Genomic DNA, 12551 nt, shown 5'->3' with positions numbered 1-12551 from the left:
CCATGAGGCCAGGGGCAAGTCGTATGATGAGATACGACGAGGGTTTATTTATACAGTTCTGCCGTGGCATGCCAGTGGTCGCCCTGATTCAGCTCGGTGACGCGGTAGCTGCTGGCGCCTGCTTTTTCAGCTTTGGCGGCAAGTTCCTGACGGATATCCATCGGTGAGCCGGTGACTGAAGTGACGGAGACGCTGCCCATACGCTGCAGATTTTGTGCCTGATCGGCATTTACCTGCTGTACGGCTGCGCTCGCACCGAAAGAGAGAACGGAAGCCAGACCGAGGGTTGCGATAATCAATTTAGTTTTCATAGTCTTTACTCCTGAATAGGGTTTTTGACTCAACGGCGAGAAGGGTTGTACCGCTATTTTTATGCCTGGTGCCGTTGAGTGGTAATGTGCGTTTTCAGTTATTACTAAAACTTATTTGTACAGCTCAGCGGTGGCGTGCCAGTGGTCACCCGAACGTGCTTCAATGATGCGATAAGATGACGCACCCTGTTCTTCCGCTTTTTTGTTCAGCATCTCATGCATGTCCATTGGCGATGTACCCACCGCACCGACAGAAACCGTACCGATAGCTTCACGGGATTGCGCCTGATCAGCATTGATTGAGTCAGCGGCGAAAGCGCCGAAGGACAGGACGGACAGGACGCTCAGCGCCGCTACAGTCGTTTTGATTTTCATGATTTTTACCTCGTCGAATTTTTTAGTGGGGTCTTGTTTCGTGACCCTCATCACAAAATCAAGTATACACTAATAACGGTAAAAATTAATACCAGACTAATGGTTTCTATTGTTATTACGTGTTAACTGCACTGTTTTTTATAACCAAATTGCATAATATTGGGTGTTTTTTGAACATTATCGATGGGTAAATCTAATTAAATCATATGGATATCAGCTTTTGATTTTTTGTGCGATTTTTTGATTTAGCATTCACCAGATGAATATTAATGGGTGGTAAAAAGCACTATTTGTCAAAGTGAAGGGCAGTAGAAAAGCGGGGGAAACGCAGCGGAAGCAGAACGATCCCCGCAGCGGCGCTACGGGGAGAGGGGCTTAGAGTTCCTGTTCGAACAGAACCAGAATCGCTTCGTGGAGATCTTTAACGGAGAAACCGCTGGCCGGTGTGGTAAAGATGGTGTCATCCCCGGCGATAGTTCCGAGGATACCTTCCGTTTTACCCAACGAGTCCAGCATGCGGGCAATCAGCTGTGCCGCACCGGGGCTTGTGTGGATCACCACGACGGCGTCGTTATGATCGATATCCAGAACCAGATTTTTGAGCGGGCTGGAGGTGGTCGGCACGCCAAGTTCTGCCGGCAGGCAATAGACCATCTCCATCTTGGCGTTACGGGTACGCACCGCGCCAAACTTGGTTAACATGCGGGAGACTTTCGACTGATTGATGTTATCGAAGCCTTGTTCCTGCAGCGCCTGAACAATTTCTCCCTGAGAACTGAATTTCTCTTCTTTGAGTAGCGCCTTAAACGCCTTTACTAATTCTTCTTGCTTAGACGAGCTTCGCATAAGTCACCCGGAATATGACGATAGAAACAACATTATTATGCATGTGGATGAATTTTTATGCAAATTATCTACCGAGCGGTAGGCTGAAATAATGTTATGAAAGGGAGTGATTTTATCAGATTTCGTTATCAGAAAACATGCCTGGGTCACGCCGCGCAAATAAGCTTAAAAGTAAATTAAATGTTATCAAAATGATGTTGTTTTGGTGGCGGGGCAGGGTGTATTGTAACCACCTCTTAAAGCGTTGCTCTCTGTCGTCAGATAGTCTTCTGGTGAGAGATAAAGTCGCGTGACCTCAAATTCTTTAGCTACGAAAATTGTAATTATTTACCTGCTGAATTATGGTCGCCGCAACGGATTTACAGATACTTAAGTTAACCATAATAAGGAGTTTAGGATGAAAGTCGCAGTCCTCGGCGCTGCTGGTGGTATCGGCCAGGCGCTTGCCCTACTACTGAAAACCCAACTGCCTTCAGGCTCAGAACTCTCCCTGTACGATATTGCCCCGGTAACCCCAGGTGTGGCGGTTGACCTGAGCCACATCCCGACCGCTGTTAAAATCAAAGGCTTCTCCGGTGAAGATGCACGTCCTGCCCTGCAGGGTGCTGACGTGGTGCTGATTTCTGCAGGCGTGGCGCGTAAGCCAGGCATGGATCGTTCAGACCTGTTCAACGTCAACGCGGGCATCGTGAAAAACCTGGTGCAGCAGATTGCAGAAGTCTGCCCGAAAGCGTGCATCGGCATCATCACGAACCCGGTGAACACCACCGTGGCTATCGCGGCAGAAGTGCTGAAGAAAGCAGGCGTTTACGATAAAAACAAACTGTTCGGCGTGACCACGCTGGATATCATCCGTTCCAACACCTTTGTTGCTGAGCTGAAGGGCAAACAGCCAACAGAAGTGGAAGTGCCGGTCATTGGCGGCCACTCTGGCGTGACCATTCTGCCACTGCTGTCGCAGATCCCAGGCGTGAGCTTCACCGAGCAGGAAGTGGCTGACCTGACTAAACGCATCCAGAACGCGGGCACCGAAGTGGTGGAAGCGAAGGCGGGTGGCGGTTCTGCAACCCTGTCTATGGGCCAGGCGGCTGCACGTTTCGGTCTGTCACTGGTTCGCGCGCTGCAGGGCGAGAAAGGCGTGGTTGAATGCGCTTACGTTGAAGGCGATGGCGAACACGCCCGCTTCTTCTCTCAGCCGCTGCTGCTGGGTAAAAACGGTATCGAAGAGCGTAAATCCATTGGCACGCTGAGCGCGTTTGAACAACACGCGATGGAAGGCATGCTGGATACGCTGAAGAAAGATATCACCCTGGGCGAAGAGTTCGTTAACAAGTAAAACGCACCGTCTCCCGGCAAAAAAACGGAGCTTATCGCTCCGTTTTTTTATGCCTGTCAGTTCGTTGCAGGGTATTCCTGAATGGTGACCTGCAGCGTCAGTTTCTTATCGTTGCGCATGACTTCAACCGGGATGATAGAGCCAGGGCGAATTTCTGCCACCTGATCCATTGTCTCCAGCGCAGAGACCGCCGGCGTGCCGTTGACCGACACAATAACGTCATTGACCTGAATCCCCGCGTTGGCCGCTGGCCCCCCCGGTGCGACCTCGTTAACCACGATGCCCTGGATCTGATCGATACCGCCGCCCTGGGTATGCATCGGTGCGATTTCGCGTCCGCCGATACCGATATAGCCGCGGATCACGCGTCCGTCGCGGATCAGCTTGTCCATAATTTTGGTTGCCAGCTGGAACGGAATGGCAAAGCCGATCCCTTCCGGCGTCTCGCCGTCGTTACTCTTATCGAACGAGAGGGTGTTAATGCCCATCAGCTCGCCCAGCGAGTTGACCAGCGCCCCCCCGGAGTTACCGTGGTTGATGGAGGCATCGGTTTGCAGGAAGTTCTGCCGCCCGGAGGGGTTCAAACCGATACGACCGGTCGCGCTGATAATCCCCTGGGTAATGGTCTGACCCAGGTTGTAAGGGTTACCAATCGCCAGGACGACGTCGCCTATATGCGGGGTACGTTTACGGTTGATCGGGATGACCGGCAAACCGCCCGTGGCATTAATTTTCAGGACGGCCAGGTCGGTCAGGCTGTCAGAGCCAACGAGTAACGCCTCAAAGACGCGGCCATCCTGCAGGGCGACGATGATCTGGTCGGCGTCGTTGATCACGTGCTTGTTGGTAATGATGTAGCCGCGCTCGTCCATGATCACGCCGGAGCCGAGGGTGCGGATCTCCAGCTGGTTATGGGCGGAGGTATTCAGGCCACGGTTATAGACGTTAACCACGGCAGGCGCGGCTCGACGGACGGCCTGGTTATAGGTGGCCGGCGTTTCATCCGTGCTATCAAACTGGGGAGCCGACAGTTTATTAAACTGACGTAAAGACGGCAGCGCCAGCAGCAGCAGGCCAGCGACGATCAAACCGATGACAATAGAACGTAAGAGCTTTAAAAGCATGATGCGCGTGTCGTTAAAAAAGGAACGATTTGCAGCATAACATGAGTTATCCGGACATCACACGCAGCGGTGATGTCCGGGTCGCAAATGCTTAGCGCAACAGAATATAGATAGATTCATTGCCACGCATGACCTGCAGGGCAATCACCGCCGGTTTACTCTCCAGCACCTTGCGCAGTTCGGCAATAGACTGCACGCGGTTGCGGTTTACGCCGACGATCACGTCATCCTGATGCAATCCGGCCTGGGCCGCAGGGCTGCTCTTTTCGACGGTGTCGATGCTAATGCCTTTCGTCCCGTCTTTCAGCTGCCCATCGCTCAGCGTCGCCCCCTGCAGCGCCGGGGCGATAAGCTCCGCGCTGGCAGAGGAGGAGGTGCTCTTATCCAGCGTCACTTCAACGTCCAGCGGCTTGCCGTCACGGATCAGCCCCAGCTTCACTTTGGCACCGGGTTCGGTTGTGGCAATCCGCGAACGCAGTTCTGCAAAGCTGCTCAGCGGTTTGTCGTTGAGGCTGACGATCACGTCGCCCGATTTGATCCCCGCTTTTGCCGAGCCGGAGTTAGGCAATACTTCACTGACAAACGCCCCGCGCTGTACGTTGATGTTGAACGCCTTTGCGATATCCGCGCTCATCTCCATACCTTTAATACCCAGCAGCCCGCGCTTGATTTCACCAAACTGGATCAGCTGCTGCGCCAGCGTTTTGGCCATATTGCTGGGGATAGCAAAGCCGATCCCGATACTGCCGCCGCCCGGGGCCAGAATCGCCGTGTTAATCCCAATCAGCTCGCCGTTAAGGTTAAGCAACGCCCCGCCGGAGTTCCCGCGGTTGATTGAGGCATCGGTCTGGATGAAGTTTTCCAGCCCTTCCAGATTGAGGCCGCTGCGGCCCTGCGCGGAGACGATGCCGGAGGTGGCGGTTTGCCCTAAGCCAAAGGGGTTACCCACGGCGACGGCAAAATCACCGACGCGCAGTTTGTCTGAATCCGCGATGGCAATCTGGGTCAGGTTGCTCGGGTTTTGCACCTGCAGCAGCGCGATGTCGCTCTGGTCATCGCCGCCGATCAGTTTGGCATCAAATTCGCGGCCATCGTTCAGCTGGACGCTGATTTTATCGGCCTGGCTGATGACGTGATTGTTGGTCAGGATATAGCCTTTCGCCGCATCAATAATGACGCCAGAACCCAGGCCTTCAAACGGCTGGGCCTGCTGGTCGGGCGACTCATCGCCAAAATATTTTTTCAGTTCTTCGGGGACGCGTTGGCTTTGTACCGCGGTGCCCTCAACCTGAACGCTGACGACCGCAGGCAACACTTTTTCCAGCATTGGCGCGAGGCTTGGAATGGCCGCCTGGCCAGGCACCTGGGTGGGAATGGCGGCGAAGACAGGGACGGACGCCGAGAGAGATAACCCGACACTTAACGCAATAGCGCTCAACAGCTGGTTTTTTTTCTTCATCGATGTTGACTCTCGTAACCTGGAATAAAGGAAAAACGGCCCCAAAAACACGTTGATGTTATTGAATTTTAAACCGCTGAACAATGAGGTGTTTAACTAAATGATAGCTGGGGTCATCAAGAAAGGACGGGCGCAACCGCTGCGCCCGTAAAATAAATTCAGGTTGTGCGGTTAATCGCGTTTTGCACCACCGCGCAGCAGGCCGGACGCGCCATCGGAATAGTCGCGAGGCATCTGAACGGGTGCCTGATCGTTACCGGCTTCAGAATCCGCCAGACGGTTGCGGAACGGGTTGGTTTCCGCGGTCATTTCCGGCAGCAGGCTGCTGGAGCTTTTTGCCATATGTTGATAGAGCTGACGATAGTCGGTCGCCATGTTGTCCAGCAGCTCGGCGCTACGGGCAAAGTGGCTGACCAGCTCTTCACGATACTCTTCCAGCTCGGCTTTGTTCTTTTCCAGTTCGTACTGCAGTGACTGCTGCTGACGCAATTTGCGATTACCGAAACGCATGGCCACAGCACCGATGACGATGCCGACGACTAAACCGATTAGCGCATATTCCCAGGTCATGAACTTCTCCCGTTGTCTTGTTGTTCCGTAGGGTGTTGGCTCGGCTCCTGCCTGTGCCTGATAATGCCACTATAACCGCTATTTCTGCAGAAGTGGAATCCTGACGTATCATCGCGTAGTGTAGAACGGCCTTTTTTTCATCAGTCACGTCCGCTGGTGTGCGTTAATTGAAGGAATAACAATAAGATTATGCAAAACCTGTCCCCTGCATCGCGATATCAACTGGCCCTTAACGAGGGCACTCATCAGCCTGATGACGTTCAACGTGAGGCGGTAAACCGTCTGGAGATGATTTATCAGGAGCTCACGGCCAAACCCGCGGAAGCCGAACAGAACGGCGGGCTAAAGGCGGCATTTGGGCGGTTGCTCGGTAAAAAAGCGCCAGTGGTTCACGCGCCTGCGCGCGGTTTATATATGTGGGGCGGGGTCGGTCGCGGAAAAACCTGGCTGATGGACATGTTCTACCAGAGCCTGCCTGGCGCACGTAAGCAGCGTTTGCACTTCCACCGCTTTATGCTGCGGGTGCATGAAGAGCTGACCGCGCTGCAGGGGCAAACCGATCCGCTGGAGATTGTGGCCGACAGGTTCAAGGCGGAAACGGACGTGCTCTGCTTTGATGAGTTTTTTGTGTCTGACATCACCGACGCCATGCTGTTAGGTGGCCTGATGAAGGCGCTATTTGCCCGCGGGATCGCGCTGGTGGCCACGTCGAATATTCCGCCGGATGAGCTGTACCGCAATGGCCTGCAGCGGGCACGCTTCCTGCCTGCCATCGACGCCATCAAGCAGCATTGTGACATCATGAACGTTGATGCCGGCGTCGATTATCGCCTGCGCACGCTGACCCAGGCGCACCTGTGGCTCTCGCCGTTAAATGCAGAGACCACCCGCGAGATGGATAAACTGTGGCTGGCGCTGGCGGGGGCAAAACGCGAGCGCGCCCCGGAGCTCGAGATTAACCATCGCCCGCTGCCGACGCTCGGCGTTGAAAACCAAACGCTGGCGGTCTCCTTTACGACGCTCTGCGTGGATGCCCGCAGCCAGCACGACTACATCGCGCTGTCGCGTCTGTTCCACACCGTGATGGTGCTGGACGTGCCGGTGATGACGAAGCTGATGGAAAGCGAGGCCCGCCGCTTCATTGCGCTGGTAGATGAGTTCTACGAGCGCCACGTCAAGCTGGTGGTGAGTGCGGAAGTGCCTTTATACGAGATTTACCAGGGCGAACGGCTGAAGTTTGAGTTCCAGCGCTGCCTGTCGCGCCTGCAGGAGATGCAGAGCGAGGAATACCTGAAGCTGGAGCATATGCCGTAATAAATGCCACCCTCTCCCCGTGGGAGAGGGGCCGGGGGTGAGGGCACCAGACCTTAACAAATGCCACCCTCTCCCTGTGGGAGAGGGGCTGGGGGTGAGGGCACCAGACCGCACATCACCCACCCCCGAAAAACCCATTCCAAATCACATTTAAGGGTCGATCTTTGACCTCAACTTCTCTATAATCTTGCGACCCCACGTTACGAGAAGGTTTTTTTCCCGAAACTTTCTATGTGTCGGCATGTGCTATTCGAAGGGGTAGGTTTGCCGGACTTTGTCGTGTGAACCTCAACTGACTAAACGTTTGGGTGTTCACCAACGTGTAACTTATTATTTGGGTAAGCTTTTAATGAAAACTTTTACAGCTAAACCAGAAACCGTACAGCGCGACTGGTATGTTGTTGACGCGACCGGTAAAACTCTGGGCCGTCTGGCTACTGAACTGGCTCGTCGCCTGCGCGGTAAGCACAAAGCGGAATACACTCCGCACGTAGATACTGGTGATTACATCATCGTTCTGAACGCTGACAAAGTTGCTGTTACCGGCAACAAGCGTACTGACAAAGTGTACTATCACCACACCGGCCACATCGGTGGTATCAAACAAGCGACCTTTGAAGAGATGATTGCCCGCCGTCCTGAGCGTGTGATTGAAATCGCGGTTAAAGGCATGCTGCCAAAAGGCCCGCTGGGTCGTGCTATGTTCCGTAAACTGAAAGTTTACGCAGGCAACGAGCACAACCACGCGGCACAGCAACCGCAAGTTCTTGACATCTAATCGGGATTATAGGCAATGGCTGAAAATCAATACTACGGCACTGGTCGCCGCAAAAGTTCCGCAGCTCGCGTTTTCATCAAACCGGGCAGTGGTAAAATCGTAATCAACCAGCGTTCTCTGGAACAGTACTTCGGTCGCGAAACTGCCCGCATGGTAGTTCGCCAGCCGCTGGAACTGGTTGATATGGTAGAAAAACTGGATCTGTACATCACCGTTAAAGGTGGTGGTATCTCCGGTCAGGCAGGGGCGATCCGTCACGGTATCACCCGCGCTCTGATGGAGTACGACGAATCCCTGCGTTCTGAACTGCGTAAAGCTGGCTTCGTTACTCGTGACGCGCGTCAGGTTGAACGTAAGAAAGTGGGTCTGCGTAAAGCACGTCGTCGTCCACAGTTCTCCAAACGTTAATCCATTCTGCTTACGCAGAACGATTGGCGAAAAACCCGCTTCGGCGGGTTTTTTTATGGATAATGCGCAGGTTATCCACAATATCCATGCCTGTATCTTCTCTTTTTCCACATTTCCAGAATCGCCTCACCACAAAGCCATCAAAATCTGGTAAACTATCATCCAATTTTCTGCCCAAATATCGGTGAATACTCGATTTTTGTTCGTTTCTTGAACAATGTGTCTTCTCTGGGATGGGCGATACAACATCTGGCTGGCCCCTGTTGGGCTGGTAGCAGTAAAAATTCTGAATATACCTGGAGGTTTTCATGGCTGTCGCTGCCAACAAACGTTCGGTAATGACGCTGTTTTCTGGTCCTACTGACATTTATAGCCATCAGGTTCGTATCGTGCTGGCCGAGAAGGGTGTCAGTTTTGAGATCGAGCATGTGGAAAAGGATAACCCGCCTCAGGATCTGATCGATCTCAACCCGAGCCAAAGCGTACCGACGCTGGTGGATCGCGAACTGACCCTGTGGGAATCCCGTATCATTATGGAATATCTGGATGAGCGTTTCCCGCATCCGCCGCTGATGCCTGTCTATCCTGTTGCGCGTGGTGAAAGCCGCCTGTACATGCAGCGCATCGAAAAAGACTGGTATTCGTTGATGAACGTGATTATCAGCGGTTCCGCTTCTGAAGCTGACGCTGCGCGTAAGCAACTGCGTGAAGAGCTGCTGGCCATTGCCCCAGTGTTTGGTCAGAAACCGTTCTTCCTGAGCGATGAGTTCAGCCTGGTCGATTGCTACCTGGCACCGCTGCTGTGGCGTCTGCCAACCCTGGGCGTAGAGTTCAGCGGTCCTGGCGCGAAAGAGTTGAAGGGCTATATGACTCGCGTCTTTGAACGCGACTCTTTCCTGGCATCCTTAACTGAACCGGAACGTGAAATGCGTCTCGGCCGAGGCTAATGACTGTGGAAATGTCACAACTGACCCCACGCCGTCCGTATCTGCTGCGCGCCTTCTATGAATGGCTGCTGGATAACCAGCTCACGCCGCACCTGGTTGTGGATGTGACGTTGCCGGGCGTGCAGGTTCCTATGGAATACGCGCGTGACGGCCAAATCGTGCTGAACATCGCCCCGCGCGCGGTGGGTAACCTGGAGCTGGCAAACGACGAGGTGCGCTTCAACGCGCGTTTCGGCGGCGTACCGCGCGTGGTCTTCGTACCGCTGGCAGCGGTGCTGGCGATCTACGCCCGTGAGAACGGTGCAGGTACCATGTTCGAGCCGGAAGCGGCGTATGATGAAGAGGTTGCCAGCCTGAATGATGACGAGTCGCCATCAGGTACTGAAAGTGAGACGGTGATGTCCATTATCGATGGAGATAAACCGGATCATGCTGATGACAACGATCCGGATGACGATCCACCGCCGCCCCGCGGTGGTCGCCCCGCATTACGCGTTGTTAAATAATCAAACAGGCCCATGGGGCCTGTTTTGCTTTCTGCTTATAGCGGTTAGCTGTTACGTTCCCGCCACTCTTTTATCATTTCAGCAGTGACTTCATTCTGGTAACAAATGGGTGAATAGCCGCCAGCTTTACTCCATGCACTGCGACGCCCGCAGGAACTGCCATTTCGTGCCTGATTAAAAGGGCAGGCGCAGACGCCGGGATAATCAGCGATAGACTCCGCAATAATTTTATCCTTAACCTGAGCATCGGAGAGCAGTTTGGTTTTGGCGACAGCATTACCGACGCTGAAAAACAAAATAGCAAAGAGTAGCCCGGTGACGATTTTATCGAATTTCATAACTTCATTTCCGTATGTAGTATCAATCTATCAGCGGCAAAGAGGTGCCGATGCAGGATCGCACAATATAGTTAAATAAGATTATTGTCGTTTCGTATTAGAGAATACGGCTATATCAAATTTGAATATTATTTTGAATATATATACAGGCGGTGAATGTTATTGTCGGTATAGACGGACATAAATCTCACCTATGCGGTTGTATTTGCTCTCTCAAAGTCATTCATGTTCAGAAACAGAATAAAAAGCCCCGAAGGGCTTTTAAATAGCGCACATTGAGGCTTTCATCCCAAGGAGTATTACAAAGCACATCTCATTGCCCTAGGGATATACACGGAACAGAGGCGGTTGATCTAAGTCCTTAAGATGGCGCTCGCGGGCGACATGGACCGCATAACCCTTTTCCAAAGCCCAATCGGCAGCCTTTTCCTGCGTTTTCTCTGTATGTATCTCGTCGCCGTCAACAATCACCACATGATGGATAACTTCTTCATCCTCACTCGTTGATTTAGGGCGATATTCTACATAGGCATGTTTTTTAGCCATTATTTTAAATCCCTTTTGTTTACGGCGCAGATATTACGCCGCTCTTCTATTACTCCGTTATATGAACTTATGCTTCAACACTTAATTATATTTTTATTGTGGATATACGATTGCGTTCACGATTTAAAGGCAATCACGGACCGTTGATAAAGGCTCGCCATTTAATGGGGCGTAATAAATCTCAGCCTGATGGAATCAGTCTGAGATTAAATGAGGGAAAAATAAGAGGAGGTGAACATGCGGTGATGATAAACCGCATGTTCAGCCGGTATTACACTTCCAGGAAGTTCATGATCCCGTCAGCCGCCTTGCGCCCTTCGGCAATCGCCGTTACCACCAGGTCAGAGCCGCGAACGATATCGCCACCCGCGAAGATTTTCGGGTTGCTGGTCTGGAACGCGTTATCGCTGCCTTCTGGTGCGATAATACGGCCCTGTGAATCCAGTTCAACGCTGTGCTTCGCCAGCCACTCCATGCTGTGGGGACGGAAACCGAACGCCATCACCACGGCATCGGCCGGGATCACGTGTTCAGAACCGGCTACAATCTCCGCGCGACGACGGCCTTTTGCATCCGGCGCGCCCATCTCGGTACGCGCCATCTTCACGCCGCTCACTTTACCGTTGGCATTCACTTCAATACCCAGGGGCTGGATGTTGAACTGGAACTCCACGCCCTCTTCACGCGCGTTTTTCACTTCGCGTTTGGAGCCCGGCATGTTCTCTTCGTCGCGACGGTAGGCGCAGATCACGTGCGCCGCGTTCTGACGAATGGAGGTACGCACGCAGTCCATCGCGGTATCACCCCCGCCCAGCACCACTACGCGTTTGCCTTCCATGCTGACGAACGGCTCGTCGGCGGTTTCGCCGTAGCCCATAATCTGCTTGGTGTTGGCAATCAGGAACGGCAGCGCGTCGTAGACGCCCGGCGCATCTTCATTCTCCAGACCGCCGCGCATGGACTGATAGGTGCCCACGCCGAGGAACACGGCGTCGTAATCCTTCAGCAGATCGTCGAGCTGCACGTCGCGGCCCACTTCCACGTTCAGTTTGAACTCAATGCCCATGCCGGTGAAGATTTCGCGGCGACGGGTCATGACCTCTTTCTCCAGCTTGAAGGCCGGGATACCGAAGGTCAGCAGACCGCCGATTTCCGGATGGCGGTCAAAGACCACCGCCTTCACGCCGTTGCGGGTCAGCACGTCCGCACAGGCCAGGCCCGCCGGGCCCGCGCCGATGATCGCCACGCGCTTGTCGGTTTGACGCACGCCGGTCATGTCCGGACGCCAGCCCATCTCAAACGCTTTATCGTTGATGTAGCGCTCGATGTTGCCGATGGTCACCGCGCCAAACTCGTCGTTCAGCGTGCAGGAGCCTTCGCACAGACGGTCCTGAGGACACACGCGGCCGCACACTTCCGGCAGGGTGTTGGTCTGGTGAGACAGCTCGGCGGCTTCAAAAATACGCCCCTCGTTGGCCAGCTTCAGCCAGTTCGGGATGTAGTTGTGTACCGGGCATTTCCATTCGCAGTAAGGGTTACCGCAGGACAGGCAGCGGTCTGCCTGTGCTTTGGCCTGGCCTTCTGAAAACGGCTCGTAGATTTCAACAAATTCAATTTTGCGGATCTTCAGCGGTTTCTTTGGTGGATCAACACGCTGCAGGTCGATAAACTGGTATACGTTCTGGCTCATCTG

At 53.5% G+C, this 12551-nt stretch carries 16 protein-coding genes; 6 read left to right on the top strand and 10 right to left on the bottom strand.

All coding sequences use genetic code 11. From position 1 onward, the window contains the following. Positions 1 to 44: 44 nt before the first annotated feature. The 3 genes from yhcN (FY206_RS22065) to argR all read right to left on the bottom strand — a co-directional run bounded on the left by yhcN (FY206_RS22065) (position 45) and on the right by argR (position 1532). Complete coding sequence (yhcN, locus tag FY206_RS22065; protein WP_014885424.1) at positions 45 to 311, bottom strand: peroxide/acid stress response protein YhcN; 267 nt, start codon at positions 309 to 311, stop codon at positions 45 to 47. A 111-nt stretch (positions 312 to 422) separates the two neighbouring features. Beyond that, the gene (gene yhcN / locus FY206_RS22060; protein ID WP_077064350.1) at positions 423 to 686 is read right to left on the bottom strand and encodes a peroxide/acid stress response protein YhcN; all 264 of its coding nucleotides are present in this window, start codon (positions 684 to 686) and stop codon (positions 423 to 425) included. A gap of 375 nt (positions 687 to 1061) precedes the next feature. After that, positions 1062 to 1532, bottom strand: coding sequence for a transcriptional regulator ArgR (gene argR / locus FY206_RS22055; protein ID WP_023309388.1), 471 nt, complete (start codon positions 1530 to 1532; stop codon positions 1062 to 1064). A gap of 397 nt (positions 1533 to 1929) precedes the next feature. Between argR and mdh the strand changes: the two genes are divergently transcribed. After that, positions 1930 to 2868 carry a malate dehydrogenase gene (gene mdh, locus FY206_RS22050; protein WP_008502835.1) on the top strand — a complete coding sequence of 313 codons (939 nt, stop codon included), beginning with the start codon at positions 1930 to 1932 and terminating at the stop codon, positions 2866 to 2868. Positions 2869 to 2924: 56 nt separating this feature from the next. Here mdh and degS read toward each other — a convergent pair whose 3' ends face one another. The 3 genes from degS to zapG form a co-directional block, all read right to left on the bottom strand. Further along, complete coding sequence (gene degS, locus FY206_RS22045; protein WP_008502834.1) at positions 2925 to 3992, bottom strand: outer membrane-stress sensor serine endopeptidase DegS; 1068 nt, start codon at positions 3990 to 3992, stop codon at positions 2925 to 2927. Between the two features lie 91 nt (positions 3993 to 4083). Beyond that, positions 4084 to 5451, bottom strand: coding sequence for a serine endoprotease DegQ (degQ, locus tag FY206_RS22040; RefSeq protein ID WP_077064349.1), 1368 nt, complete (start codon positions 5449 to 5451; stop codon positions 4084 to 4086). A 171-nt stretch (positions 5452 to 5622) separates the two neighbouring features. After that, complete coding sequence (gene zapG / locus FY206_RS22035) at positions 5623 to 6021, bottom strand: Z-ring associated protein ZapG (protein WP_010436126.1); 399 nt, start codon at positions 6019 to 6021, stop codon at positions 5623 to 5625. A 189-nt stretch (positions 6022 to 6210) separates the two neighbouring features. Between zapG and zapE the strand changes: the two genes are divergently transcribed. The 3 genes from zapE to rpsI all read left to right on the top strand — a co-directional run bounded on the left by zapE (position 6211) and on the right by rpsI (position 8521). Further along, positions 6211 to 7335, top strand: coding sequence for a cell division protein ZapE (zapE, locus tag FY206_RS22030; protein ID WP_032642420.1), 1125 nt, complete (start codon positions 6211 to 6213; stop codon positions 7333 to 7335). A 349-nt stretch (positions 7336 to 7684) separates the two neighbouring features. Continuing rightward, positions 7685 to 8113, top strand: coding sequence for a 50S ribosomal protein L13 (gene rplM, locus FY206_RS22020; RefSeq protein WP_032642418.1), 429 nt, complete (start codon positions 7685 to 7687; stop codon positions 8111 to 8113). A 15-nt stretch (positions 8114 to 8128) separates the two neighbouring features. Beyond that, positions 8129 to 8521 (top strand): 30S ribosomal protein S9, encoded by a 393-nt coding sequence (gene rpsI, locus FY206_RS22015; protein WP_003860436.1) that lies wholly within the window; start codon positions 8129 to 8131, stop codon positions 8519 to 8521. Between the two features lie 10 nt (positions 8522 to 8531). Here rpsI and FY206_RS22010 read toward each other — a convergent pair whose 3' ends face one another. Next, a complete protein-coding gene (locus FY206_RS22010) occupies positions 8532 to 8831 on the bottom strand; it encodes a hypothetical protein (RefSeq protein WP_125371973.1) in 300 nt (99 codons plus the stop codon). Here FY206_RS22010 and sspA point away from each other — a divergent pair. Beyond that, positions 8830 to 9468, top strand: coding sequence for a stringent starvation protein SspA (sspA, locus tag FY206_RS22005; protein ID WP_032642417.1), 639 nt, complete (start codon positions 8830 to 8832; stop codon positions 9466 to 9468). The genes FY206_RS22010 and sspA overlap by 2 nt on opposite strands. Positions 9469 to 9473: 5 nt before the next feature. Continuing rightward, entirely contained in the window at positions 9474 to 9974 is a 501-nt protein-coding gene (gene sspB / locus FY206_RS22000; protein WP_032642729.1) for a ClpXP protease specificity-enhancing factor, read from the top strand. Between the two features lie 44 nt (positions 9975 to 10018). On the opposite strand, the gene FY206_RS21995 is transcribed toward sspB, so the two are convergent. The 3 genes from FY206_RS21995 to gltD form a co-directional block, all read right to left on the bottom strand. After that, the gene (locus tag FY206_RS21995; RefSeq protein WP_032642415.1) at positions 10019 to 10312 is read right to left on the bottom strand and encodes a hypothetical protein; all 294 of its coding nucleotides are present in this window, start codon (positions 10310 to 10312) and stop codon (positions 10019 to 10021) included. Between the two features lie 321 nt (positions 10313 to 10633). Beyond that, positions 10634 to 10858 (bottom strand): hypothetical protein, encoded by a 225-nt coding sequence (locus tag FY206_RS21990; protein WP_032642413.1) that lies wholly within the window; start codon positions 10856 to 10858, stop codon positions 10634 to 10636. A 271-nt stretch (positions 10859 to 11129) separates the two neighbouring features. Then, positions 11130 to 12548, bottom strand: coding sequence for a glutamate synthase subunit GltD (gene gltD / locus FY206_RS21985; RefSeq protein WP_032642411.1), 1419 nt, complete (start codon positions 12546 to 12548; stop codon positions 11130 to 11132). Positions 12549 to 12551 lie beyond the last annotated feature (3 nt).

The organism is Enterobacter chengduensis (genome assembly GCF_001984825.2).
Classification (GTDB): Bacteria; Pseudomonadota; Gammaproteobacteria; order Enterobacterales; family Enterobacteriaceae; genus Enterobacter; species Enterobacter chengduensis.
The sequence above is the reverse complement of the archived record's forward strand: the minus strand, read 5'-3'. Positions and strand labels throughout refer to the sequence as shown.

Excerpts from the sequence above, each read along its gene's own strand:
- yhcN (WP_014885424.1), bottom strand. The coding sequence starts at position 311 with ATGAAAACTAAATTGATTATCGCAACCCTCGGTCTGGCTTCCGTTCTC.
- yhcN (WP_077064350.1), bottom strand. The coding sequence starts at position 686 with ATGAAAATCAAAACGACTGTAGCGGCGCTGAGCGTCCTGTCCGTCCTG.
- argR (WP_023309388.1), bottom strand. The coding sequence starts at position 1,532 with ATGCGAAGCTCGTCTAAGCAAGAAGAATTAGTAAAGGCGTTTAAGGCG.
- mdh (WP_008502835.1), top strand. The coding sequence starts at position 1,930 with ATGAAAGTCGCAGTCCTCGGCGCTGCTGGTGGTATCGGCCAGGCGCTT.
- degS (WP_008502834.1), bottom strand. The coding sequence starts at position 3,992 with ATGCTTTTAAAGCTCTTACGTTCTATTGTCATCGGTTTGATCGTCGCT.
- degQ (WP_077064349.1), bottom strand. The coding sequence starts at position 5,451 with ATGAAGAAAAAAAACCAGCTGTTGAGCGCTATTGCGTTAAGTGTCGGG.
- zapG (WP_010436126.1), bottom strand. The coding sequence starts at position 6,021 with ATGACCTGGGAATATGCGCTAATCGGTTTAGTCGTCGGCATCGTCATC.
- zapE (WP_032642420.1), top strand. The coding sequence starts at position 6,211 with ATGCAAAACCTGTCCCCTGCATCGCGATATCAACTGGCCCTTAACGAG.
- rplM (WP_032642418.1), top strand. The coding sequence starts at position 7,685 with ATGAAAACTTTTACAGCTAAACCAGAAACCGTACAGCGCGACTGGTAT.
- rpsI (WP_003860436.1), top strand. The coding sequence starts at position 8,129 with ATGGCTGAAAATCAATACTACGGCACTGGTCGCCGCAAAAGTTCCGCA.
- sspA (WP_032642417.1), top strand. The coding sequence starts at position 8,830 with ATGGCTGTCGCTGCCAACAAACGTTCGGTAATGACGCTGTTTTCTGGT.
- FY206_RS22010 (WP_125371973.1), bottom strand. The coding sequence starts at position 8,831 with ATGAAAACCTCCAGGTATATTCAGAATTTTTACTGCTACCAGCCCAAC.
- FY206_RS21995 (WP_032642415.1), bottom strand. The coding sequence starts at position 10,312 with ATGAAATTCGATAAAATCGTCACCGGGCTACTCTTTGCTATTTTGTTT.
- FY206_RS21990 (WP_032642413.1), bottom strand. The coding sequence starts at position 10,858 with ATGGCTAAAAAACATGCCTATGTAGAATATCGCCCTAAATCAACGAGT.
- gltD (WP_032642411.1), bottom strand. The coding sequence starts at position 12,548 with ATGAGCCAGAACGTATACCAGTTTATCGACCTGCAGCGTGTTGATCCA.